The 22,710-nt window shown below is 72.0% G+C and carries 23 protein-coding genes; 18 read left to right on the top strand and 5 right to left on the bottom strand.

What is annotated here, in order from left to right; translation table 11 throughout:
- The first annotated feature begins 43 nt into the window (after window positions 1-43).
- The 3 genes from ACQEVC_RS44785 (at window position 44) to ACQEVC_RS44775 (ending at window position 2,492) form a co-directional block, all read left to right on the top strand.
- Window positions 44-814, top strand: coding sequence for a 3-oxoacyl-ACP reductase (locus ACQEVC_RS44785; RefSeq protein WP_432890702.1), 771 nt, complete (start codon window positions 44-46; stop codon window positions 812-814).
- 79 nt (window positions 815-893) lie between these two features.
- On the top strand, window positions 894-1,751 hold the full coding sequence (gene map, locus ACQEVC_RS44780) for a type I methionyl aminopeptidase (RefSeq protein ID WP_432890700.1): 858 nt from the start codon (window positions 894-896) through the stop codon (window positions 1,749-1,751).
- Between the two features lie 30 nt (window positions 1,752-1,781).
- Entirely contained in the window at window positions 1,782-2,492 is a 711-nt protein-coding gene (locus ACQEVC_RS44775; protein WP_432890698.1) for a VIT1/CCC1 transporter family protein, read from the top strand.
- Between the two features lie 58 nt (window positions 2,493-2,550).
- Here the strand turns inward: ACQEVC_RS44775 and ACQEVC_RS44770 are convergent, their stop codons facing one another.
- The 3 genes from ACQEVC_RS44770 to ACQEVC_RS44760 all read right to left on the bottom strand — a co-directional run bounded on the left by ACQEVC_RS44770 (window position 2,551) and on the right by ACQEVC_RS44760 (window position 4,104).
- Window positions 2,551-3,054, bottom strand: coding sequence for a nitroreductase/quinone reductase family protein (locus tag ACQEVC_RS44770; RefSeq protein WP_432890696.1), 504 nt, complete (start codon window positions 3,052-3,054; stop codon window positions 2,551-2,553).
- 77 nt (window positions 3,055-3,131) lie between these two features.
- Window positions 3,132-3,554, bottom strand: a complete 423-nt coding sequence (locus tag ACQEVC_RS44765; protein WP_432890692.1) for a ferritin-like domain-containing protein — start codon at window positions 3,552-3,554, stop codon at window positions 3,132-3,134.
- A gap of 37 nt (window positions 3,555-3,591) precedes the next feature.
- On the bottom strand, window positions 3,592-4,104 hold the full coding sequence (locus tag ACQEVC_RS44760; protein WP_432890690.1) for a hypothetical protein: 513 nt from the start codon (window positions 4,102-4,104) through the stop codon (window positions 3,592-3,594).
- Window positions 4,105-4,291: 187 nt separating this feature from the next.
- On the opposite strand from ACQEVC_RS44760, the gene rimP reads away from it, so the two are divergent.
- The 12 genes from rimP (at window position 4,292) to ACQEVC_RS44700 (ending at window position 15,563) form a co-directional block, all read left to right on the top strand.
- Window positions 4,292-4,981, top strand: coding sequence for a ribosome maturation factor RimP (gene rimP, locus ACQEVC_RS44755; protein ID WP_432890687.1), 690 nt, complete (start codon window positions 4,292-4,294; stop codon window positions 4,979-4,981).
- Entirely contained in the window at window positions 4,978-6,033 is a 1,056-nt protein-coding gene (gene nusA, locus ACQEVC_RS44750; RefSeq protein ID WP_346255953.1) for a transcription termination factor NusA, read from the top strand. The genes rimP and nusA overlap by 4 nt, the downstream gene beginning before the upstream one ends.
- Window positions 6,034-6,048: 15 nt before the next feature.
- The gene (locus tag ACQEVC_RS44745; protein ID WP_346255954.1) at window positions 6,049-6,393 is read left to right on the top strand and encodes a YlxR family protein; all 345 of its coding nucleotides are present in this window, start codon (window positions 6,049-6,051) and stop codon (window positions 6,391-6,393) included.
- 93 nt (window positions 6,394-6,486) lie between these two features.
- The gene (gene infB / locus ACQEVC_RS44740; RefSeq protein WP_432890683.1) at window positions 6,487-9,480 is read left to right on the top strand and encodes a translation initiation factor IF-2; all 2,994 of its coding nucleotides are present in this window, start codon (window positions 6,487-6,489) and stop codon (window positions 9,478-9,480) included.
- Between the two features lie 125 nt (window positions 9,481-9,605).
- Window positions 9,606-9,899 carry a DUF503 domain-containing protein gene (locus ACQEVC_RS44735; RefSeq protein WP_432890680.1) on the top strand — a complete coding sequence of 98 codons (294 nt, stop codon included), beginning with the start codon at window positions 9,606-9,608 and terminating at the stop codon, window positions 9,897-9,899.
- Window positions 9,900-10,060: 161 nt separating this feature from the next.
- Window positions 10,061-10,561 (top strand): 30S ribosome-binding factor RbfA, encoded by a 501-nt coding sequence (rbfA, locus tag ACQEVC_RS44730; protein WP_432890678.1) that lies wholly within the window; start codon window positions 10,061-10,063, stop codon window positions 10,559-10,561.
- On the top strand, window positions 10,558-11,643 hold the full coding sequence (locus ACQEVC_RS44725) for a DHH family phosphoesterase (RefSeq protein WP_432890675.1): 1,086 nt from the start codon (window positions 10,558-10,560) through the stop codon (window positions 11,641-11,643). The genes rbfA and ACQEVC_RS44725 overlap by 4 nt, the downstream gene beginning before the upstream one ends.
- 52 nt (window positions 11,644-11,695) lie before the next feature.
- A complete protein-coding gene (locus ACQEVC_RS44720; protein WP_318395316.1) occupies window positions 11,696-12,103 on the top strand; it encodes a hypothetical protein in 408 nt (135 codons plus the stop codon).
- Window positions 12,100-12,309: a DUF6186 family protein gene (locus tag ACQEVC_RS44715; protein ID WP_203858331.1), complete on the top strand. Its 210-nt coding sequence runs from the start codon at window positions 12,100-12,102 to the stop codon at window positions 12,307-12,309. The genes ACQEVC_RS44720 and ACQEVC_RS44715 overlap by 4 nt, the downstream gene beginning before the upstream one ends.
- A gap of 734 nt (window positions 12,310-13,043) precedes the next feature.
- Window positions 13,044-13,355 carry a hypothetical protein gene (locus ACQEVC_RS44710; RefSeq protein WP_432890672.1) on the top strand — a complete coding sequence of 104 codons (312 nt, stop codon included), beginning with the start codon at window positions 13,044-13,046 and terminating at the stop codon, window positions 13,353-13,355.
- A gap of 52 nt (window positions 13,356-13,407) precedes the next feature.
- Entirely contained in the window at window positions 13,408-15,045 is a 1,638-nt protein-coding gene (locus ACQEVC_RS44705) for an alpha/beta hydrolase (protein ID WP_432890670.1), read from the top strand.
- Entirely contained in the window at window positions 15,045-15,563 is a 519-nt protein-coding gene (locus ACQEVC_RS44700) for a hypothetical protein (RefSeq protein ID WP_432890667.1), read from the top strand. Before ACQEVC_RS44705 ends, ACQEVC_RS44700 begins: the two co-directional genes overlap by 1 nt.
- 226 nt (window positions 15,564-15,789) lie before the next feature.
- Here ACQEVC_RS44700 and ACQEVC_RS44695 read toward each other — a convergent pair whose 3' ends face one another.
- Window positions 15,790-16,716 (bottom strand): hypothetical protein, encoded by a 927-nt coding sequence (locus tag ACQEVC_RS44695; protein ID WP_432890664.1) that lies wholly within the window; start codon window positions 16,714-16,716, stop codon window positions 15,790-15,792.
- 95 nt (window positions 16,717-16,811) lie between these two features.
- Window positions 16,812-17,168 (bottom strand): peptidase inhibitor family I36 protein, encoded by a 357-nt coding sequence (locus tag ACQEVC_RS44690; protein WP_432890661.1) that lies wholly within the window; start codon window positions 17,166-17,168, stop codon window positions 16,812-16,814.
- A 246-nt stretch (window positions 17,169-17,414) separates the two neighbouring features.
- Here ACQEVC_RS44690 and ACQEVC_RS44685 point away from each other — a divergent pair, with 246 nt between their 5' ends.
- From ACQEVC_RS44685 to ACQEVC_RS44675, 3 genes are all read left to right on the top strand, one after another.
- A complete protein-coding gene (locus tag ACQEVC_RS44685; protein WP_432890658.1) occupies window positions 17,415-18,476 on the top strand; it encodes a helix-turn-helix domain-containing protein in 1,062 nt (353 codons plus the stop codon).
- A 241-nt stretch (window positions 18,477-18,717) separates the two neighbouring features.
- Complete coding sequence (locus ACQEVC_RS44680; RefSeq protein WP_432890655.1) at window positions 18,718-20,460, top strand: trypsin-like peptidase domain-containing protein; 1,743 nt, start codon at window positions 18,718-18,720, stop codon at window positions 20,458-20,460.
- Window positions 20,457-22,676, top strand: a complete 2,220-nt coding sequence (locus ACQEVC_RS44675; protein ID WP_432890653.1) for a tetratricopeptide repeat protein — start codon at window positions 20,457-20,459, stop codon at window positions 22,674-22,676. Before ACQEVC_RS44680 ends, ACQEVC_RS44675 begins: the two co-directional genes overlap by 4 nt.
- The last annotated feature ends 34 nt before the right edge of the window (window positions 22,677-22,710 follow it).

Below are 22,710 nucleotides of genomic sequence, written 5' to 3'. Positions count from 1 at the left end.
GGCGAGGATGCCGGGGACGGCGATCCCCGGGAGGAGTACGGCGATGATCAGTGATCGACTGGCCGGGCGGGTGGCGGTGGTGACCGGGGCCGGCAGCGGGATCGGGCTGGCCACCGTACGCCGGCTCGCCGCCGAGGGCGCGTACCCGGTCTGCGTCGACATCGCGGCCGACGCCGGGCGGGCCGCCGCCGACGAGGTGGACGGGGAGTTCGTGGCCTGCGACGTGAGCGACGAGGCGCAGGTACGCGACCTGTACGACCAGGTCGCGGCCAGGCGCGGCCGGATCGACATCGCGTTCAACAACGCCGGCATCTCCCCGCCGGACGACGACTCGATCCTGACCACCGGCCTGGACGCCTGGGAGCGGGTGATCCGGGTCAACACCACCAGCGTCTACCTCTGCTGCAAGTACGTCATCCCGCACATGCTGCGCCAGGGCCGGGGCTCGATCGTCAACACCGCCTCCTTCGTGGCGCTGATGGGTGCGGCCACCTCGCAGATCGCCTACACCGCGAGCAAGGGCGGGGTGCTGGCGCTGACCCGGGAACTCGGGGTGCAGTTCGCCCGGCAGGGGATCCGGGTCAACGCGCTCTGCCCGGGGCCGATCGGCACCCCGCTGCTGCGGGAGCTCTTCGCCAAGGACCCGGAGCGGGCGGCCCGGCGGCTGGTGCACGTGCCGATGGGGCGGTTCGGCGAGCCCGAGGAGATCGCCGCCGCCGTCGCCTTTCTGGCCAGCGACGACGCCTCGTTCATGACCGCCGCCCAGTTCGTGGTCGACGGTGGCATCACCGGTGCCTACGTCACCCCGCTGTGAGGGTCTCCGGTGACGTCCGGGTGTCGTCCGGGTCACCGAAGCGTGAGCGCTCTCGGGCCGCGACGTTAGGCTGGAAGTCATGACCGTCCGTGCGCCGTTGACCCCTGGCACGCTCTCCCCGTGGCGCCAGGTACCGCCCCATATCGTCCGCCCCGAGTACGTCGGCAAGAAGCGGCCGAAGGAGTGGCGCGGCTCGCACGTGCAGTCCGCCGAGACGATCGAGAAGATGCGGGTCGCCGGCCGGATCGCCGCCCAGGCCACCCAGCTCGCCGGTGAGCACTGCAAGCCCGGTGTCACCACCGACGAGATCGACCGGGTGGTGCACGAGTTCCTGATCGACCACGACGCCTACCCCTCCACCCTCGGCTACAAGGGCTTCCCCAAGTCGTGCTGCACCAGCCTCAACGAGGTGATCTGCCACGGCATCCCGGACTCGACGGTGCTGATGGACGGCGACATCATCAACGTCGACGTGACGGCGTACCTCGACGGGGTGCACGGGGACACCGACGCCACCTTCTGCGTGGGCGAGGTGTCCGAGCCGGCCCGGCTGCTGGTGGAGCGGACCCACGAGGCGATGATGCGGGGCATCCGGGCGGTCGCCCCGGGCCGGCAGATCAACGTGATCGGCCGGGTCATCGAGTCGTACGCCAAGCGGTTCGGCTACGGGGTGGTCCGGGACTTCACCGGGCACGGCATCGGCGAGGCGTTCCACAGCGGGCTCTACGTGCCGCACTACGACAGCCCCCGGCCGACCGACGTGATGGAGCCGGGGATGACCTTCACGATCGAGCCGATGATCACCCTCGGCACCCACGAGTACGACATGTGGGACGACGGCTGGACGGTGGTCACCAAGGACCGGCGCTGGACGGCCCAGTTCGAGCACACCATCGTGGTCACCGAGGACGGCCACGAGATCCTCACCCTGCCGTGACGGACCCGCCCTCGTGACGGACGGACACTCGTGACGGACGCGTCCACCCCGGTCAGCGAGCACCACCATGCGGACGTCTCCGGTGGCTGGCTGCGCCCCGCCGTGTTCGGCGCGATGGACGGCCTGGTCACCAACATCGCGTTGATCGCGGGCGTCGGCGGCGGTGGGGTCGCGCCGCGCAGCATCGTGCTGACCGGTTTCGCCGGGCTGGTCGCCGGGGCGATCTCGATGGGGCTCGGCGAATACACCAGCGTGCAGTCGCAGAACGAGCAGGTGGCTGCCGAGGTCGCCAAGGAACGCCGCGAGCTGGAGCGGAACCCGGCCGGGGAGGCCCGGGAACTCGCCGACGCCTGGGTGGAGCGGGGGCTGCCCCGGGACCTCGCCGAGCAGGTCGCGGAGACGCTGCGGCACAACCCGGAGGAGGCGCTGCGGGTACACGTCCAGGAGGAGTTGGGCGTCGACGCCGACGAGCGGCCCAGCCCGTGGACCGCCGCCTTCTCGTCGTTCCTCTGCTTCTCGGTCGGTGCCGTGGTGCCGTTGATCACGTACCTGCTGGGCTTCTCCAGCCTGTGGCTGGCGCTCGGGGTGGGCGGTGTCGGCCTGTTCGTCGCGGGTGCGATCGTCGCCCGGTTCACCAACCGGAAGTGGTGGGTCAGCGGCGGCCGGCAACTGCTGCTCGGCGCGGCGGCCACCGCCGCCACGTACCTGGTCGGCCGGCTCATCGGCGTCGGCGTGACCTGACCGCGCCCGCCGCTCGCGCTGGACCCGGCCCGCCGGTGCCGGGTCCACCGGGCTGCGGCTAATCCCGCCCCGGCGAGGGCGTCCGTTCGAGCCGGAAGACGCGGATGTCCCGACCACCGGCCCGGCGGACATAGGTCCGGTACGCCGGCCACTCGGCCACCAGCAGGTTCCACAGCCGCTCCCGCTCGGCACCCTCGGCCAGCCGGGCCCGGACCGGTATCCGGGTGCCGTCGACGGTGACCGTGGCGCTCGGGTCGGCGAGCAGGTTGAGGGCCCAGGCCGGCTGCTCGGGGCGACCCCAGTTCGAGCCGGTCACCACGAAGGCGTCGCCGTCCGGCACGTAGAGCAGCGGGTTGCTGCGCGGCTGTCCGGACCGGCGTCCGGTGGTGGTGATCAGCAGTGACGGCACCAGGCCGAGTGCCACCACCCGGCCCCGGGTCAGCCTGGCGACCAGGCGGTCGGCCGGGACGAGTACCGGCGTGCAGGCGGCGAACCAGCGTGAGTGGCCGAGCCGGCGTACGGCCCGGCCGATCGCGGAGACCGGTCTTCCCAGAGCGGACATCGATACAGTGTGCCGGCTGACCGTCGCCCCGGTCCGGCCGCACCGCCAGCCGTCTCGGACCCGGGGCGTGGAGGTCGTCAGGTCGGGCGGCCCGGGAACGGCACGGTGGCCGGGCTGATCCCGGCCGCCCTGCGCCACCGGGTGGCCCGGACCGCCGCGTCGGTGAGCCCGTCCAGCGCCCGGGTGCGCTCGGCGCCCTCGGTCGCCGGCAGCGCGGCCCGCCAGACCGCCGCGGTGCGCTCCTCGACCTCGACCGCCAGCCGCAGTGCGCTCGCCTCGTCGGTGACCGCGAACGGCGGCACGTACGCCGGCTCGGCCGCCGGCACCGGACCGCCCCGTTCGGTGAGCAGCAGCACGAGCCCGTCCCGCCGGCCGCGGTGTGCCGCCTCGGCGGAGCGGGCCTGCTCGGCGGTGCCCCCCTTCAGCCGTACCCCGATCAGCCCGTACGCGTAGATCGCGGCGTGCTCGGCGGCCAGGGCCGCCGCCAGTGCCTCGGACATCAGGCCGCCTCTCCCCGGGCTCGGCCGCCGCGCCCGGTCACCGGAGCACCTCCAGGTGCGTCGCCCGGGCCGCGGCGATCGACCCGACCAGCGCGGCGCGGGCGGCCGGCGCCGCGGCGCCGGCCTTCGCGGCGGCGTCCCGGCCCTGCTGCTCGGCCTCCCGCAACTGCGCCAGGGTCTCGGACACCCCGCCGGCTCCGGTGCCGGGGGCCGGGGCGGTGGCGGTGGCGCTCGGCAGGGCGGTGCCGGTCACCCGGGACAGTTCGGCGGCGTGCGCGCGGTGTGCCTCGGCGACCGGGCGGAGCCGGTCGGCCAGCTCGGGGAACGCGGTGACCGCGGCCTCGTACCGGGCGGCGAGGTCGAGAGCGCCGGTGATCAACGGTGCCAGCGGGTCCGGCGGAGGCGGCGGGTCGGGCTCGCCGCCGAAGAGGCCACAGCCGGCGAGGGGGCCGGTGGCACCGACCAGTGCCGCCAGGCCGACCGCCCGCACCACTTCGCGCCGGGACCGCCCCGCCGCGCCGATCGTCTGGTTCGTGTTGCCGGTCCGCACCCGGCAAGTCAACACCATCGGTGCCGCCGGCGGGGTCGGCACGCTCACCGCGGCCGGTCGTCGGTGCGCCGATCGGGCTCTCCGGCGGCCAGCGCGTTACGCTCTGCGCAGCCGCCGGGCACATCAGTCCGGTGGCACGCTGGTATGGCTGTCGGGCGGAGCCGGCGATCACGAGAGAGGGGCGGAGATGACGCAGCGTGGCCGGAACGCCGGTCGGCCCAGGACGGGCCACCGGACTCCGGACCGTCCCCGCGAGGACCAGTCCGCGCGTCGGCTCCGGCTCCGTGCCGTGATCGAACCGGTGGTGACCGCTGCCGGCTACGACCTGGAGGATCTCTCGGTGTCCCGGGCCGGCCGGCGGTACGTCGTCCGGGTGGTGGTGGACGGCGACGGCGGGGTCAGCCTCGACGCCGTGGCGGACGTCTCCCGACTGCTGTCCAAGGCGCTCGACCAGGCGGAGGAGACCGGCGGCGACCTGGTCGCCGGGGAATACCAGCTCGAGGTGAGTTCGCCCGGCGTGGACCGGCCGCTGACCCAGCCCCGGCACTGGCGGCGCAACGTCGGCCGGCTGGTGAAGGTGACCGTGCGCGGCCCGGGCCAGCGCCCGGAGCAGGACGGTGCCGACGAGCGGCCGCCGGCACCCGCGGACCGCCAGGTGACCGCCCGGGTGGTCGCCGCCGACGACGAGCGGGTGGTGTTGGAGACCGACGCCGGACCGGTCGGCTGGGCGTACCCCGACCTCGGGCCGGGCCGGGTCCAGGTGGAGTTCAGCCGGCTGGACGAGATCGCCGACGACGATCCGACCGGTGCCGGCGATGATGACTATGACGACGTCGGCAACGGCGACGACGAAGATGTGGAGGGCGAGGAGCGGTGAACATCGACCTCGCGGCGTTGCGCGCCCTGGAGCGCGAGCGGGAGATCCCGTTCGACACGATTCTCGCGGCGATCGAGACCGCGTTGCTGACGGCGTACCGGCACACCGAAGGGGCCCAGGCGCACGCCCGGGTCGAGATCGACCGTAAGACCGGCGCCGCCCTGGTGTACGCCCAGGAGCAGGACGCCGAGGGTGCGGTGATCCGGGAATTCGACGACACTCCGCACGACTTCGGCCGGATCGCCGCGATGACCGCCAAACAGGTCATCCTGCAACGGCTCCGCGAGGCCACCGACGAGGTGCACTTCGGCGAGTACGTGGGCCGGGACGGCGACCTGGTCACCGGGGTGGTGCAGGCGCACGAGGCGCGCAGCGAGAAGGGCATCGTCTCGGTCGACCTCGGCAAGGTCGAGGCGGTGCTGCCCCAGGCCGAGCAGGTCCCCGGCGAGCTGTACGAGCACGGCCAGCGGATCCGCTGCGTCGTCGTACACGTCGTCAAGGGCTTCCGCGGCCCGCAGATCACCCTCTCCCGGTCGCACCCGAACCTGGTGAAGAAGCTCTTCGCCCTGGAGGTGCCGGAGATCGCCGACGGCACCGTGGAGATCGCCGCGATCGCCCGCGAGGCCGGCCACCGGACCAAGATCGCGGTCCGTTCCACCGTGCCGGGCGTGAACGCCAAGGGCGCCTGCATCGGCCCGATGGGCCAGCGGGTCCGGGCGGTGATGAGCGAACTGCACGGCGAGAAGATCGACATCATCGACTGGTCGGAGGATCCGGCCCAGTTCGTCGGCAACGCCCTCTCGCCGGCCAAGGCGCTCCGGGTCGAGGTGGTCGACGCGGCGACGCGTACGGCCCGGGTGACCGTGCCGGACTTCCAACTGTCGCTGGCCATCGGGCGGGAGGGGCAGAATGCCCGGCTTGCCGCCCGATTGACCGGTTGGCGGATCGACATCCGACCCGATACCGAGCAGATGCCGAGCCAGGCGCCGGCCGGTCGGCAGGGCGGTCCTGATCACGCAGCCGAGGCGGACGGAGCGATCTCGGCCGGGTAGGGGTAGACTTTCTCAGTGGTACGACGCGCGGAGCCGGAGCGCACCTGTGTGGGCTGTCGGCGACGGGCGCCGGCCGGCCAGCTGCTGCGGATCGTCGCGGTCGGCGATGAGACTGGTCACAGCCTCCGACCCGATCCGACCCGTAAGCTGCCGGGGCGGGGAGCACACCTGCATCCCGACCCGGCCTGCTTCACATTGGCAGTGCGGCGTCGGGCCTTCGGGCGGGCGCTGCGTATCGCTGGCGTACCCGACGCGAGTGAGTTGGCCGAGCACCTCCAAGGCGTCGACGACCACGACCGGCCATCCGGCCGGGCGGGATCGACGCAACGGAACCCGAGCAAGGTAGGACGACCGACATGAGCACACGATGAAGTCCCAGAAATGACCAGGCTTCAAGTGCACGAGTGAGGTCGCTGCGGGTGCTGCCCGCACGACCTCGGAGTGAGGAGTGCAGTGGCAGGCAAGGCCCGCGTACACGAGCTGGCTAAGGAGCTCGGGGTCGAAAGCAAGACCGTTCTCGCCAAGTTGAAGGAAATGGGCGAGTTCGTCAAATCAGCGTCGAGCACTGTCGAGGCCCCGGTGGCCCGGCGGCTGCGTGGCGCCTTCGTCGCGTCCCCGGAGCCGGCGGCACCCGCCGCCGCCCCGACGCCACCGCCGGCACCCAAGGCGGCTCCGGCGCCGGGTCCGGGAGAACCAAGGGTCGCCGCGAAGCCCGGACCGCCTCGTCGGCCGACCCCGCCGGCGAAGCCCAAGGGGCCGGTGCCCGGTCCGCCGCAGACGGTGACTCCGGTCGCCAAGCCGGCGAGCGCGCACGACATCGAGTTGGCCGCCGCCGAGGCGCGCGCGGCCGCGCTCAAGGCCGAGCAGGAGGCGACCGTCAAGGCCGCCCAGGCGGCTCGGCAGCAGCGCAACGACACGGTCCGGCGCGAACCGCCGGCCGACGGCGGCCCCACGAACCGGCCGAAGCCGGGTCCGAACGCCGTTCCGCCCCGTCCGGGTACCCCGTCGGGTGCCCGTCCCGCGCCGCCCGGTGCCCCGACGCCCGGCCCCGGCCGGCCCGGTGGCCGTCCGCCGGCGCGCAGCGGCGGTAACAACCCGTTCGGCATCACGCCGGGCGGGCAGCGTCCGGCTGCCTCGGGTGGGCCCCGGCCCAACCCGGCGAACATGCCGCCGAGGCCGAGCCCGGCCTCGATGCCGCCCCGGCCGAGCCCGGCGTCCATGCCGACGCAGCGGCCCGGTCGTCCCGGTGGCGGCCCCGGCCGTCCCGGTGGCGGTGGCGGTGGCGGTGCCGGTCGTCCCGGTGGCGGTGGCGGCGGCTTCCGCGGCGGCCCCGGTGGCGGTGGCGGTGGCGGCGGCTTCCGTGGTGGTCCCGGTGGTGGCGGCGGTGCCGGTGGCGGCTACCGCGGTGGTCCCGGTGGTGGCGGCGGTGCCGGTGGCGGCTACCGCGGTGGCCCCGGTGGCGGCGCGCCGGCCGGTGGCGCCGGTCGCCCCGGTGGTGGCGGGCGTGGCCGTGGTGGCGGTGCCGCAGGTGCCTTCGGGCGTCCGGGTGGCAAGCCGACCCGTGGCCGCAAGTCGAAGAAGCAGCGCAGACAGGAGTTCGACAACCTGTCCGCACCGACCATGAGCTCGGGCGCCCCGCGCGGCCAGGGCCAGGTCATCCGGCTTCCTCGCGGTGCGTCGCTGTCGGACTTCGCGGACAAGATCAACGCGAACCCCGGTTCGCTGGTCCAGGAGATGTTCAACCTGGGCGAGATGGTCACCGCGACCCAGTCCGTCTCCGACGACACGCTCCAGCTGCTCGGCGAGCATCTCGGCTTCGAGATCTCGATCGTCAGCCCGGAGGACGAGGACCGCGAGCTGCTCGCCCAGTTCAACATCGACCTGGACGCCGAGGTCGCCACGGACCGGCTGGTCAGCCGTCCGCCGGTGGTGACCGTCATGGGTCACGTCGACCACGGTAAGACCAAGCTGCTCGACGCGATCCGCAAGGCGAACGTGGTCGAGGGCGAGGCCGGTGGCATCACCCAGCACATCGGCGCGTACCAGGTGCACGTGCCGCACGAGGGTGAGGACCGGGCGCTGACCGTCATCGACACCCCGGGTCACGAGGCGTTCACCGCCATGCGTGCCCGTGGTGCCCAGGTCACCGACATCGTGGTGCTGGTGGTCGCCGCAGACGACGGCGTCATGCCGCAGACGATCGAGGCGCTCAACCACGCCAAGGCGGCGGACGTGCCGATCGTGGTGGCGGTCAACAAGATCGACAAGCCGGAGGCCAACCCGGACAAGGTCCGGCAGCAGCTGACCGAATACGGGCTGGTCGCCGAGGAGTACGGCGGCGACACCATGTTCGTCAACGTGGCGGCCAAGCCGGGCATCGGCATCGAGGAACTGCTCGAGGCGGTCCTGCTCACCGCCGACGCGTCGCTGGAGCTGACCGCTCCGATCGACGGGCCGGCCCAGGGTGTGGCCATCGAGGCGCACCTGGACAAGGGGCGCGGTGCGGTGGCCACGGTGCTGGTGCAGAAGGGCACCCTGCGGGCCGGCGACTCGATCGTCGCCGGTGGGGCGCACGGCCGGGTCCGGGCCATGCTGGACGAGAACGGCAAGCCGGTCACCGAGGCCGGCCCCGCGCGTCCGGTCATGGTGCTCGGTCTGACCGCGGTACCGGGAGCGGGTGACACCTTCCTGGCGGCCGAGGACGACCGTACGGTCCGGCAGATCGCCGAGCAGCGGCAGGCGCGGCGGCGGGCGGCGAGCTTCGCCAACTCGCAGCGGCGGCCGAGTCTTGAGACGATCATGGAGCAGCTCAAGGAGGGCGAGAAGACCTCGCTCAACCTGGTGCTCAAGGGCGACGGCTCCGGCTCGGTGGAAGCGCTGGAGGACGCGCTCTTCAAGCTCGACATTCCGGCGGAGGTCCAACTGCGGATCATCCACCGGGGCGTCGGTGCTATCACGGAGAGCGACGTCATGCTGGCCAGCGCCTCGTCCGAGGCGGTCACGATCATCGGCTTCAACGTCCGGGCCTCCAACAAGGTCCGGGAGATCGCCGACCGCGAGGGTGTGGAGATCCGGTACTACACGGTCATCTACCAGGCCATCGAGGAGATCGACGCCGCGCTCAAGGGCCTGCTCAAGCCGGAGTTCGAGGAGGTCGAGCTGGGCAGCGCGGAGATCCGCGACGTCTTCCGCTCGTCCAAGATCGGCAACATCGCCGGTTGTATCGTCCGGTCCGGTGTCATCCGCCGCAACGCCAAGGCGCGGCTGCTGCGTGACGGGACGGTCGTGGCCGACAACGTCACGATCAGCTCGCTCAAGCGGTTCAAGGACGACGCCACCGAGGTCCGCGAGGGCTTCGAGTGCGGTCTGACGTTGAGTAACTTCAACAACGTCCAGGTCGGGGACATCATCGAGACGTTCGAGATGCGCGAGAAGCCGCGCGCCTGAGCGAGTTCGATACCGGTGGCCGGAGCCCGTGGGGTTCCGGCCACCGGCCTGTCCGTCGGTCGACTGCGGCGGCCGCTGGGGAAAGACGGTGAGCGGCGGGGGCGCGATGGCGTACCCTTCCCGCCGTGTATACCGGAACCGCCCTGTTCGACCTGCTGTTGCCCGGGGACTCGCGCTCCCTGAAGGCCAAGCGGTCCTATGTCCGTCCCATCGTCGCCGCATTGCGCAAGTTCGAGGTCTCGGCCGCCGAGGTGGGCGCGCTGGACCTGCACGGCCGCGCCCAGATCGCGGTCGCCCTGGTCGCCTCCGAACCCGAGCACGTCGGTACGGTGCTGGACGCCTGCGAGCGTCTGATCGCCGGCCGACCGGAGGTCGAGTTGCTCTCCGTACGGCGCCGGTTGCACGGTGCGGATGACTGAATCGGCTGCTGGCCAGGGGGTAATCGGCCGGTACGGCCAATGGCGACGGCGGCGGCGAGGCCGCAGGATGCGCGGGTAGTGTTTCCCAGGTCGGCCGGTCCGGCCGCGGCGCCCAGCGCCGCCGGTCCGGCCCGGAAGCAGATGGGCGTGGAGGTGCGGAGATGACGGACCAGGCCAAGGTGCGTCGGCATGCGGAGCGCGTGCGGGAACTGGTGGCGTCGGTGGTGCGTACCCAGATCAAGGACCCCCGGCTCGGCATGATCACCATTACCGACGCCCGCATCACCCCCGACCTGCGCGACGCCACCGTCTTCTACACGGTGCTCGGCGACGCCTCCGACCAGGCGGCCACCGCCGCCGCGCTGGAGAGCGCCAAGGGACTGCTGCGGAGCACCGTCGGCAAGGCGCTCGGGCTGCGTCACTCACCCAGCCTGACCTTCGTCCTCGACGACGTGCAGGACCAGGTCAAGCAGATCGACGAACTGCTGGCGGCGGCCCGTACCGCCGACGCGGAGGTGCAGCGGCTGGCCGCCCAGGCCGAGTACGCGGGCGAGCCGCAGCCGTACAAGCTCGACGAGGACGACGACGAGGACGAGGACGACACCGACGACGGTCGGGACGAGGACCGGCCGCCGGCCGGGGACGGCGGAGGCCGGCGGTGAGCAACGCACTGCTCGCCGACGTGTCCCAGCCGGCCGCCGAACAGCCGACCGAGGCGGAGTGGGCGGCGGCGGTCTCCGCCATCACCCGGCTCCCCGCCGACGGCCGGATACTCCTGATCTGTCACGTCAACCCGGACGGGGACGCGCTGGGCAGCATGCTCGGCTTCGGGCTCGGGCTGCGCCGGCTCGGCGTACGGCAGCTCCAGGCCACCTTCCCCGGGCGCCCGGAGGTGCCGGAGCCGCTCCAGGCGATGCCCGGCTCCGACCTGCTGGTCCCGGCGACCGCCGCCGACCCGGACCCGGACCTGGTGATCTGCTTCGACGTCGCCGCCGTTTCCCGGCTCGGTGACCTGGCCGACCGGCTGGACCGGGCTGACACCGCCATCGTGCTGGACCACCACGCCTCGAACACCCGGTTCGGCGGGATCCACCTGGTCGACCCGGACGCCGCCGCGACCTCGGTGGTGGTGGAGAAGCTGCTGGTCCGACTCGGCGTGCCGCTCGACCTGGGCATCGCCGAGTGCCTCTACATCGCGCTGGCGACCGACACCGGCTCGTTCCGGTTCGACATGACCACCCCGGCGGTGCACGAGATGGCCGCCCGGTTGCTGGCCACCGGCATCCGCCCCGGGGAGATCTCCCGGCGGATCTTCGACACCCGGCCGTTCGGCGCGGTCCGGCTCTACGGCGACGTGCTGGGGCGTACCCAGCTGGAGCCGTTGGCGGCCGGTGGGCAGGGGCTGGTCTGGACGTACGCGACCCTGGACGACCTGGCCCGGCACGGGCAGCGCCCGTACACCCTGGAGCCGCTGATCGACTCGGTACGCTGCACCGCCGAGGCGGACGTGAGCTGCGTGCTCAAGCAGGTCGCCGAGGGGGAGTGGGCGGTCTCCATGCGCAGCAAGGGCGCCACCGACGTGAGCCGGGTGGCGGTGGCCCTCGGCGGTGGTGGACATCGGCTGGCGGCCGGGTTCACCGGGTACGGGGCGGCGCCCGAGGTCGTCGACGCGATCCGGGCCGAGTTGGCCCGGGACGCCACGGCGAGCGGACCGCTCCGGGGTGACCAGCAAGATCAGCAGTGACGCGGAGGGCATCTAGCTTTCCGCCGGGCGGCGGCCCGGGGACAATCGGTTCATGGAACAGCAGCCGGAGCTCTCTGCGGATGTGCCCCGGGCCTGGGACCGACCGGTCGTCACGGTTCCGACCCTCACCGTTCTGTCCCTGATCGGCGGGCAGTTCCCGTCGTTCTCCACGCAGGCGAACATCTACGCCATCGGCACCGGCGGCGCGCTGGTGTGGCTGGGGCTCTCCAACCGGGTGCCCCGGCGGCCGGTACCGCACCGGCTGCGGTCCGGCGCCGTCTGGTGGCTGCTGCCGGTGCTCGTCTTCGGGGTCTTCGAGGCCAGCACCTTCATGCTCGGCTCCCGGGACGACTTCCCGACCTTCTCCAAGATCGCCGACCCGCTGCTGGACGACTCGCTGGTCCGTTCGGTCGGCTACTTCGCGTGGCTCGCCGCGTTCTGGGGACTGGTGCGTCGATGAGATACGTCGCGATCGCCGGGTTCACCGTGGCGCTGCTGCTCTTCGTGGTGGTGGAGTGGGCCGCCCGCCGGGAGGATTCCCGGATCCCCACCTTCGGCGACGTCTGCGCCTACGTCATGCGGTACGAGGTCGGCCCGGTGCCGGTCGGCCGGATCGCGCTGTTCGGTTTCTGGTGGTGGATGGGCTGGCACTTCTTCGCCCGCTGAACGTTCCCGGGAGCCCCCCCGGTCCGGTCCGGGCCGCGCTGACCAGCCGTGCCGCAAGGATCTGCCGGTTCGTACTGTCCCGTATGGCGGGAATGCAGCACAGGATGTGGACCTGAACGATAACTTGGGTAAGGGAACTGAACGATACCTAGGGTTGTCGTCGCACCCATCCCACCCGTGATCGGGTGTGGCAACCCGTCGCAGATCGCCTGCCTCCCAGGGTCAACCGACCCGGGGCTCACGCCGTCCCGGCCGTCTCGTCCGGAGATCCCGGACCCGCCGTACCGGCCGATCAGCAGGACCCCCTGTCGCGGTGGACCGCGTCGTGCGGTGCCACCCGCCCTGGAAGGAGCCACGTCATGGCCGCCAAGCCGACCAAACCCAAGCCGGAGAACACCGACGAGGCCCGCGAGCAGGCCCGTCGCGCACTCCAGATGTCGATGGACACCCGGCAGTGACCGAGTTCGGAGCGGCGTGAGGGGCCAGATCCCGGCCGCGGCCGGACCCGTGCGTACCGTTTCCGATCGTCCTTCGTGCCGGCAGCCGACGAGCCGGACGACTCCGCCCGCACCGGCCTGCCGGACGGCCTCGGACCGTCCCGGACAGCCGGTGCGGCCGTGTGTCGGGTGAGGACAGTTGACCGGCCCTGGCCGGCAGGTCGATGTTGATATATTGCTTCCCCAACGGGGCCCGGTCGGCCGGGTGACCGCCCCGAGGTCTGACGGGGAGGCGTGATGACGCAGCCGGTGCGGGTCAACGTGCCAGGGTTGCGGACGGTGGGCGGCGAGATCGTCGGCCACGGCACCGAACTGAAGCGCAATGTCACGGCGGTCGAGGGTCAACTGGTGCCCCCGGGTGGGCCCGGGGTGAACGGCTGGGCCACCCTCGACGCGGCGACCAGGGCCTCCGACGGCTGGGAGGCATATCTCAACGGGCTCGGCGGCCGGATCGAGGCGGCCGGACAGTCCCTGATCGACTCCGCCGACAACTACCAGGGCTCGGACCAGCGCGCCGACCAGCGGCACGGCGGGATGCGGGTCCAGTGAGCGCGCGGATAGGCCGACCTGGTCGTTCGGCGTCCGACGGCGGGGCGCCCCGATGAGCGGCGTGACCTTCGAGATGGTGCTGAACGCCGACCCGGAGGCGTGGCGGAAGGCGGCGGCCGGCTGGGACCGGCTCGGCAGGTCGACCGACGAGCGGGCGGACGCGCTGGCGCTGTCGACCCGGCGGCTGCCGGATGTCTGGGAGTCCGGCTCGGCGTCGCAGGCGGCCGGTGCGCACTGCGACGGTCTGCGCAAGGAACTCGACTCCGCCTTTCCGCCAGTGCTGCTGATCGCCCAGGCACTCGCCCAGCACGGCACCGACGTCGCGGAACTGTCCGCCCGGGCCGAGGAGTTGGTGGAGCAGGGCCGGGCCGCACACGTCACCATCAACCCGGACGGGTCGATGACGATGGACCCCGCACACGCCAACGAGTGGACCGCGCGGTCGATGTCCAGCCTGGTGTGGCAACGCGACGCGCTGCTCAAGGAGGCCGCCGAGCTGGACGCCCGGACCGCGAAGGCGATCGCGGAGAACACCGCGACCTCCTCCGGTACGCCATCGGCCAAGGTGGACAGATCCAGCGTGCCGGCCAAGGGCACCGATCCGGCCGACGTGAAGAAGTGGTGGGACTCGCTCTCCCCGGCACAGCGCCGGTACGTCATGTCGGAGTACCCGGAGCTGATCGGCTCGCTCGACGGGGTACCGGTGGCGAGCCGGGACATCGCCAACCGGATCGTGCTGGACCGCGAACTGGACGGGCTGACCCAGCGCCGGGCCGACCTGGACGCCCGGGAGGCACACATCCGGGCCATGGTCGAGCAGGGGCGGGGCGCGGAACTCTATCCGGACGCCGGCAACCCGGCCGGGGCGGCGCTGGCGGAACTGGAAAAGATCAAGGAAGAGCGGGAGCGGATCGACGGCAATCTGCGCGGGCTGAACCGGATCGACGACCGGCTGGAGGATCCGGGCAAGCCACGGGCGTACCTGATCGGGCTCTCCACCGCGGACGACGGCCGGGCGATCGTCTCGGTCGGCAACCCGGACGCCGCCGACAACGTGCTGACGTACATCCCCGGCACCGGCGCCGAGCTGTCCAAAGTGGGCGGCGACATCGACCGGGCCGACCGGATGGCCCTGGACGCCAAGCGGGTCGACCCGAGCCAGGAGACCGCCTCGCTGCTCTGGCTCGGCTACGACGCGCCGGACTCGATTGCCTGGAACGCACCCTTCGACGGCTCGGCCGAGGGCGGTGCGCCGGAACTCAACCAGTTCCAGAACGGCCTGCGGGCGACCCACGACGGAGAGCCCTCCCGCAACGTCGTCCTCGGGCACAGCTACGGTTCGACGGTGATCGGGCACGCCGCCACCGGCGCCGGGATCAACGCCGACGCGGTGGTCTTCGTCGGCTCCCCCGGGGTGGACACCAACTCGGCGACCGAGCTGAAGGGCGTACCCCCGCAGGAGGTGTGGGCCACCAGGGCCGAACACGACGCCATCAAGCGGGTACCCGACTGGGACCTCGCGCACGGCAACGACCCGACCCGGGAGGACTTCGGCGGCCGGGTGTTCAGCAGCAACCCCGGCGACCCGGACAACGAGGGGGCGACCCACTCGGCGTACTGGGACGACGGGAACCTGGCCCGGGAGAACATCGCGTACATCGTGACCGGGCAGAACGGCAAGGTCACCTGATGGCCGCGCGGCGCTGGCGCACCGGCGTACTGGCGGCGGCCCTGATGGCCGGCCTGGCGACATCGGCATGTGGAGGAGACGAGGACGTGCAGCCCACCGTCACCGCCGTACAGGCGGCCCAGCGGGTCGAGCAGATCCTGCGGGAGGCCCATGCGCAGCTCCCGCCCGGCGCCGAGCTGAAGCCGTTCGGGGACAGCGGCACGCTGCCGTGCGACGACCCGACCGACGGTGGCCCGGCCGGCCGGGTCTTCGTGGAGCAGCAGTACGAGGTGGTCTTCCCGGCGAACTGGCCGGCCGACCAGGCGCTGCCGAAGCTGGCCGACTACTGGCAGCAGCGCGACTACAAGGTGGTCAACGACCTGCGGGAGCGCAGCGATCCCCGGCTGAGCGTCGAGGACCCGGCCGACGGCTACCGGATCAGCGTCACCGTCTACAACCGCGCGCCGGGGTCGGTCGACATCTATCTGATCGGCAGCTCACCCTGTGTCTGGGAGCACGGCACGCCCGATCCGCAGTGAGGTGGCGGTCGGCCCACCCCTGGCCGGCGAGATCGGTCCGTGCCCGCCTCTCAGGAGAAGGTTCAATCCGTACGCCACGACGCCGTGCCGGCGATCGGGGAGGCGCTGGCGGCGGCTGACGGGTCGGGTGCTGCTGACCGAGGCGGCGCCGCTGGCCCGGCACCACGCCGGCCAGCCCGTCGCCGTGCACTACGACGGCGTCACCTGAGTTTGGCCGCCAGGGCGGTCAGCGGAGCTTCGAGTTCGCCAGCACCGCCTCAGCGGCGGCGAGTTCCGCTTCCGTTGCGGCACGGAGGTCCCGGAAGTAGTCCGGGTGTCGCCGGATCTCCTCCTCCTGGATCTTCACCTCGGCGGCGTGCCACACCGCGACCAGGTCTGTCTGCTCCTCGCAGCGAACAACGGCGACAGCCACCGCTCTCTCTTCGCTCGACGCGGTGCTCTCTCCGCTCGACGCGGTGGCCTCCTCGCTCGACGCGGCGGCCTCCTCGTTCGACGCCGCAGCGGCGTCAGCCGCCCACCATCGTGGATCGGACATGGCCGCAAAGGGGTCCTGATAGTCGAAACCCAGGCTGCGGACGCAGTCCCGCCAGGCGTCCATCGCCACCACGACGCGCTGTTCACGCTGGGAATCGTCCAGCGACGCGCGGTCCAGCTTCCGCAGCAGATCCAGGTCCGCGCTCTTCTCCGGCCGGAGCCGGGTGGCCGCCTCGCGTCCGCACCCGTCCGCACCGGAAACCGCGGCCTGCTGGCTCTCACTGAGGGCGTTGTCGCGCCGGTCGTACCGCTGTTCGACATCCAACGGCGTGAGCAGTCCAGCCGGGACGTGGAAGCCGAACCGCTCGGCGATGCTCATCTCGATGACGCCGTACCGTCGGCGGTTCCTCAGGTCCTTCAGGTCCGTGGGCCGCTCAATGATCTCCCAGTCGTGCCCCCTCGCCGCCATGCATTCCCGGGTGAGCACATCCTGGGCGTTCGCCATGATGTACAGCCCGGCCAGCGAGAGCGTGTAGGCGTCGAACGGTAGGCGCAGGTTCTCGACCTCAGCGGTCGGCGGGAAGGGTTCGACGTCCCCCGAGGACCGCGGTGACCCAGGTGCGGCACAGCCGGCTACCAGGAGGGCAACGACAAGAATTCGTGCCGATCGCAGAATCATTTTCGCTCCAATGTCGCCAGGTGCTGGCACACCGGTTCTCCCGTGTGCCAGCACCTGTGTACGCGGATCACCAAGGCACTCGGTCGGTCGCTACCTCAGACTCGCTTGAGGGAGCTGGCCTTGTTCGAGAAGTCGTTGTTCCCGAAGTTCGAGTCATAGGAATTGGCCTGCGCGTAGTAGGTGCTGGAGCCCCCGCACCCCGGAAGGTCCCACATCCTGACGGCGTGGCTCCGGTAGTTGCGCATCGCATTCGCGTCGTTGTCGATGCCGCTCGGCAGGTTGCGGCAGGTAGTGGTGGGCGCGAACCGGAACTCCCGGTCCTGATAGCCGTTGGTTTCGTAGAGGCAGAACGTGTTGGCGGGGCAGTCGGCGAAGGCGGGACCCGCGGCGACACCGACGGAGAGGACGGACATGGCCGCAGTCGCGAACACCGCCACGATCTTGTGCTTCACGTGATACGTCTCCATTCTGAGCTGAGGCTCGTTGCGGATCGATCGATGTGCCAAGCGTGCCACGGGTGCTCGGAATGGTCGTTGACGCGCGGTACACATTGTCTTGACGATGTGTCCACCCGCGTGGCCCGATCTTCGATGTGTCACCCACGGCGGGCGCAGCCATCGGCAGGGTGCGGCCGGGGCTCTGATGTCACAAATCTTCTGCCCAGCGCGTCGAGATATGGTGATGAGGCGACCGCTCTATTGATCGTTGACGGGGGGACGTTGATGATGGAGACTGTCACATTCCAGACTGAAGACTTTCCTGCGGCCGATCGGTTTGCGATCTGGTGCGAACGAATGACCCAACTGATGGGGCCGATGGAAATGGCAAGCGAGCATGCCCCTGACTTCCAGGCGCGGGCGCGGGTACTGCAACTCGGCGCCCTACAGGTGTGGCCCATGGCACTTCAGCCGATGCGGTTCCGGCGAACGGTACGGCTGCTCCGGGAGTCCGCGTCCGAGCGGTACCACATCTCGCTGGTCCTCAGCGGAGCGCTCGACGTACGCCAGGACGGCAGGCACGCCGTACACGGCCGACACGACCTCTCTGTCGTTGATCTGTCCCGACCCTTCGACTGTCGTCTGATCGGCGGCGGGCACCTGGCCATGATCGGAGTCGAGATCCCCAAGGTGCTGTTGCCGCTGCCCGAGCAGAGGGTCGAGAGGCTCCTGGCACGACGATTGCCGGGGAAGGGCGGCATCGGGGCCCTGCTGGTCGGGGTCATTACCCGGCTCTGTGGGGAGACCGACGGCTACCGACCGGCGGACGGTCCACGACTGGGCGGGGTCCTGATCGATCTCTTGTCGGCGTTGTTGGCCCACACGCTCGACGCCGAGAACGTACTTCCATCGGAAACCCATCGCCGGACCCGGGCGCTGCGGATTCGGGCGTTCATCCAGCGGCACCTCCACGATCCGGGGCTCACGGTCAGCACCATCGCCGCCGAGCACCACATCTCCGTCAGTTACCTGCACCGGCTGTTCGAGACGGAGGGCGTCACCGTCGCGGCGTGGATCCGTGAGCAGCGCCTTGGACGGGTTCGCCGGGACCTCGCCGATCCGGCGCTGGCCACCACCCCGATCCACGAGGTAGCCAACCGTTGGGGCTTCGCCGACCCCGCGACGTTCAGCCGGACCTTCCGCTCGGTCTACGGCATATCTCCCAAGGACTACCGTCGGCGACATACCCAGGGTGGACGCTCGTCTTCAGATCACCGGGAGCTGTTGAGCCAGGGCACGGCCTCGGCAAGGTCGGCGAGGTAGGCGATCGTGTCTGGCAGTGCGACCGTCAGAGCCGGTCGATCTCGGTGAGGTCGATGTCGAGATCGACGGGTACGGCCAGCTTGAGCCGGACCGTGGCAGATGCTGGTCGGCCGGTAGACACGCCGCAGTGGTGGATGCGGGTCCAGCGGTAGGCTGCGGCGCGGTGCCGGCCGGTCGGCAGACTGATTTCCGACCTTGTTACGGGTGGCATCGATCCGACACATGCGAATAACGTTGCCGTGTGTCGCATTCGGGCCGCGCAGCGTGGCGGGCATGCATCCGGGACGACCGGGCCGGAATCCGCGGTGCCGGCATCGTCCTCGGCGACCGGCACGTGCTGACCTGTGCACACATTCTCCTTCCGTCGACCCACGACGAGCCGGGTGGCGCCCACGGCAGTCCGTCCCGGGACTTCGAGGTGGAACTCGTCGGGCACCGTCCCGGCGTACCGGCAATCCGGGCCGGGGTGGTCGACGGCTGCTGGAAACCGCCGCAGGACGACCAGCGGGCCGACCTGGCCCTGCTCGGGCTCGCCGAGCCGCTGCCGTCCGGCAGCGGTCCGGTACTGCGCCGGCTGCCGTCCGGTGCGCGTCGCGCGGTACGGATGTTCGGTTTTCCCGCGACGGTCCCGACCGGGGTCTGGGCCCGGGCCCGGCTCGCCGGGGACGGTGGGCCCGGTGGTGAGTGGATCCAACTCGATTCGGAGCCGACCGGTCCCGCCGTGGAGCCCGGGTTCAGCGGCACGGCGGTCTTCGACGAGGAGACCGACCATGTGCTGGGGATCGTGGTCAGTTACCTCGCCGGCCGGGGCTCGGCACTGTCCTGGATGATCCCGGTCGAGACGATCATCAGATATCTGCCCCGGGTGCGGGAGTGGGTCAGCGGCGACTCGGCGGTCGACGCGAGTTTCGCCGCGCCGGTCGGCCCGGTGGTCACCGACGAGACGGTTGTCCGGCAGCTCACCGACTTCCTCGCTCCCGGCGCCCCGCCGGACTCCCGGATCATCGTCACCGCGCCGGGTTCGGCGGCACACGCCGCACTGCGCGACGTCGTGCTGCGGAGCAGCCGGGAGTTCCGGCCCACCGACCGGGGCGGGCCGGCGCCGGCACCAGCCGCCGGGGAGTCCCCGGCGGGCCGGATCGACCTGGCGCTCGACGTCTCGGGCCGGACGGTGGACGAGGTGAGCGGCCGGATCGTCAACTGGATGAGCGTCGGTGCCGACCCGGAGAAGTCGCTGGCCGACAGCATGGCCGGCGAGCCGCCGCCGATGAACCTGGTGCTCGACGGCGTGGACCGGGCGGCCGACCCGGCGGCGCTGGTGGCCGAGGTGGTGCGACCCATCGCCGACCGGGTGGCCGGACGCGACCTCCGGCTGCTGCTGGTCTTCCACGACGACCACGCGCCGAGCCTCGGGTACGCCGCGCTCGAACTGCTGGCCGCCCGGGTCGCCGACGTACGGGCCGCGGAACAGGTTGCCCGGGAACGGTACGCGTACGTCGCCGGGCGGGTCAGGCCGGTACCGGCGCCGTCCTCGCACGAGCCGGGGCTGCGGCTGCGACTGACCGCACTGCGGGCCGCCGCCGCCCGGCCCGGCGACACCCCGCTGCTGCCCGGCATCGAGTCGTGCCGGCGGAAGGCCGACCGGGCACTCGACGCCGCCAGGCAGGCCCGCCGACAACTGGAGGCGCTGCTCGACGACCGCGACCGGTTGCGGGACCGGCTCGACGGTTACCGGGCCGGCGTACCGGCGCCGCTGCGGGAGGACCGGGAGCTGACCGGGCTCTACCGAGAGGCACACGAGGCGCTCTGGCACGGGCCGGCCGACCTGGTGGCCTGCGCGGTACTGGTCGACCGGTACGCCGCGATGATCCGGCGGCGGGTCGCCGAGGCGGGGGACCGTCTCCCCGCTGATCGTCGTCCCGCCGAGGTGGATGATCCAGGACCGCGCGACGGTCGGGACGAGCGGCCGGGTGCGGTGCGGTGACGGAAAGGTGCAACCGCCCGGGCTGCACCGGGACGGTGGACGAGACCGGCTTCTGCGACACCTGCGACCGGCGTCCGCTGCCGACCCCGGCCGCCGGCCCGCCGCCCGCCCTCACCGGCTCCACGGCCTCCGGCGGCTCGTCCTGGCTGGTCGGCGGCCTGGTGCCGATTCCGGAGTTGGAGCCCGCCGACCCGGTCAGCCGGCTGCGCGGCGACACCGAGGTACCCGAGTCGAGCCGGTTCTGCGGCCACTGCCAGGCCGAGGTCGGCCGGGGATACGCCGGCCAGCCCGGGCTGCTGGAGGGATACTGCGGCCGGTGCCGCGCACCGTTCTCCTTCGTGCCGAAGCTGCGCCGGGGTGACCTGGTGGCCGACCAGTACGAGGTCGACGGCTGCCTGGCCCGGGGCGGCCTCGGCTGGGTCTACCTGGCCCGGGACACCCACCTGGACGACAACCCGGTCGTCCTCAAGGGACTGATCACCAACGACGAGGCGGCGCTCCGGCTGGCGGTCGCCGAACGCCGCTTCCTGACCACCATCGAGCATCCGAACATCGTCCGGATCTTCAACTCGGTCACCCACCACGATCCGCGTACCGGCGAGCGGGCCGGCTACATCGTGATGGAATACCTCAACGGGCAGTCGTTGCAGGACGTGCAGGAGGCCGCCGCCCGGGGTACCGCGCCGCTGCCGATCGAGCACGTGCTCGCGTACGGGCACGAGATCCTCGCCGCGCTGGAATACCTGCACGGCAAGGGCCTGCTCTACTGCGACATGAAGCCGGCGAACGTGATCCGCTGCCCGGACCGGATCAAGGTGATCGACGTCGGCGGCGTACGCCGGGTCGACGACCGCACCAGCCCGGTGGTGGGCACGGACTTCTTCCAGGCCCCACCGGACGAGATCCGGCGGCACGGCCTGACCGTCCGGTCGGACATCCACACCGTCGGCCGGACGCTCCGGGTGCTCTTCGAGGTCAGCACGGAGGGGCGCCGGGCGGCCCCGGCCGACCCCGACGGGATCGCGTTCGGCGTGGAGTCGTTCGTCCGGCTGGTCAACCGGGCCGTCGCCGGACACGATCGCCGGTTCGCCACCGCGGCGGAGATGTCCCAGCAGCTCAAGGGGGTACTCCGGGAGGTGCTGTCGCTGCGTACCGGCCGGGCCCACCCGGTACGGTCGGCGGTCTTCGCCCCGACCCCGGTGCTGCTGGACGGCGGGCTCGGCGCCGTACCGGGGCTGGACGTCTGGATCCGGGGCACGAGCGGGCTGCTCGACGTCGCGCCGCCGTCGCCGTCCTGGGCGGCCGGCGGGCTGCCGCTGCCGATCGTGGACCCGGACGACGAGGCGGTGGAACTGCTGGCGACCGCCGGGGCGGCGGACCCGCGCGGGCTGATCGAGAAGCTCGCCAACTCCGGTCTGCGCTCGGTCGAGGTCCGGCTCGCGCTCTGCCGGGCGTACCTGGAAGCCGGTGATCCGGACAGCGCGGCCGGCTCCCTGGACGCGGCGGTCTCCGGCCTCGGCGCCCGGGCCGACCACGACTGGCGGATCCGCTGGCACCGGGGCCTGCTCGGGCTGGCCCGCGCGGACGTGTCGACCGCCGAGACCGAGTTCGACGCCGTCTACTCCGACTGCCCCGGCGAGATCGCCCCGAAGCTCGCCCTCGGCTTCTGCGCCGAACACCTGGCCGAATACGCCCGGGCGACCCGCTGCTACCGGGCGATCTGGCAGCGGGACCGGAGTGAGGGCAGTGCCGCCTTCGGGCTGGCCCGGCTGCGGCTGCGCGAGGGCGACCGGGCCGGGGCGGTGGACATCCTGGACGAGGTGCCGAGGGAGACCCTGCACTACGAGCGGGCCCGGGTGGCGGCGATCCGCATCCTCTGCGGCCGGCTGCCGTCCGGTCGGCCGACCCCGGGCGACGTCGCCGAGGCGGTACGCCGGCTGCCCGCACTGCACCTCGACGGCGGCAACGCGACCGGGGAGGCCCGGGACAGGTTGACGGCGCTGGTCCAGACGGCGGCGCTCGGCCTGTTGGAGGGCGGTGCCGGGGACGGCCTCGGCAACGGCGGCGAGGTGCTCGGGTCGAAGCCGACCGAGCACGACCTCCGGCGGCGGCTGGAGCGGTCGATGCGGGTGCTCGCCACGCAGGCCCGGACGATCGAGGACCACGGCGCGCTGGTGGACCTCGCCAACGCGGTACGGCCGAGGACCCCGTGGTGAAGCCGAGCGTGGTGGATCCGACTGTGCTGACGAT

This window comes from Plantactinospora sp. CA-294935, from assembly GCF_050936445.1.
In the GTDB taxonomy this organism is placed as follows: Bacteria; Actinomycetota; Actinomycetes; order Mycobacteriales; family Micromonosporaceae; genus Plantactinospora.
This window is presented reverse-complemented; position numbering and strand designations above follow the sequence as displayed.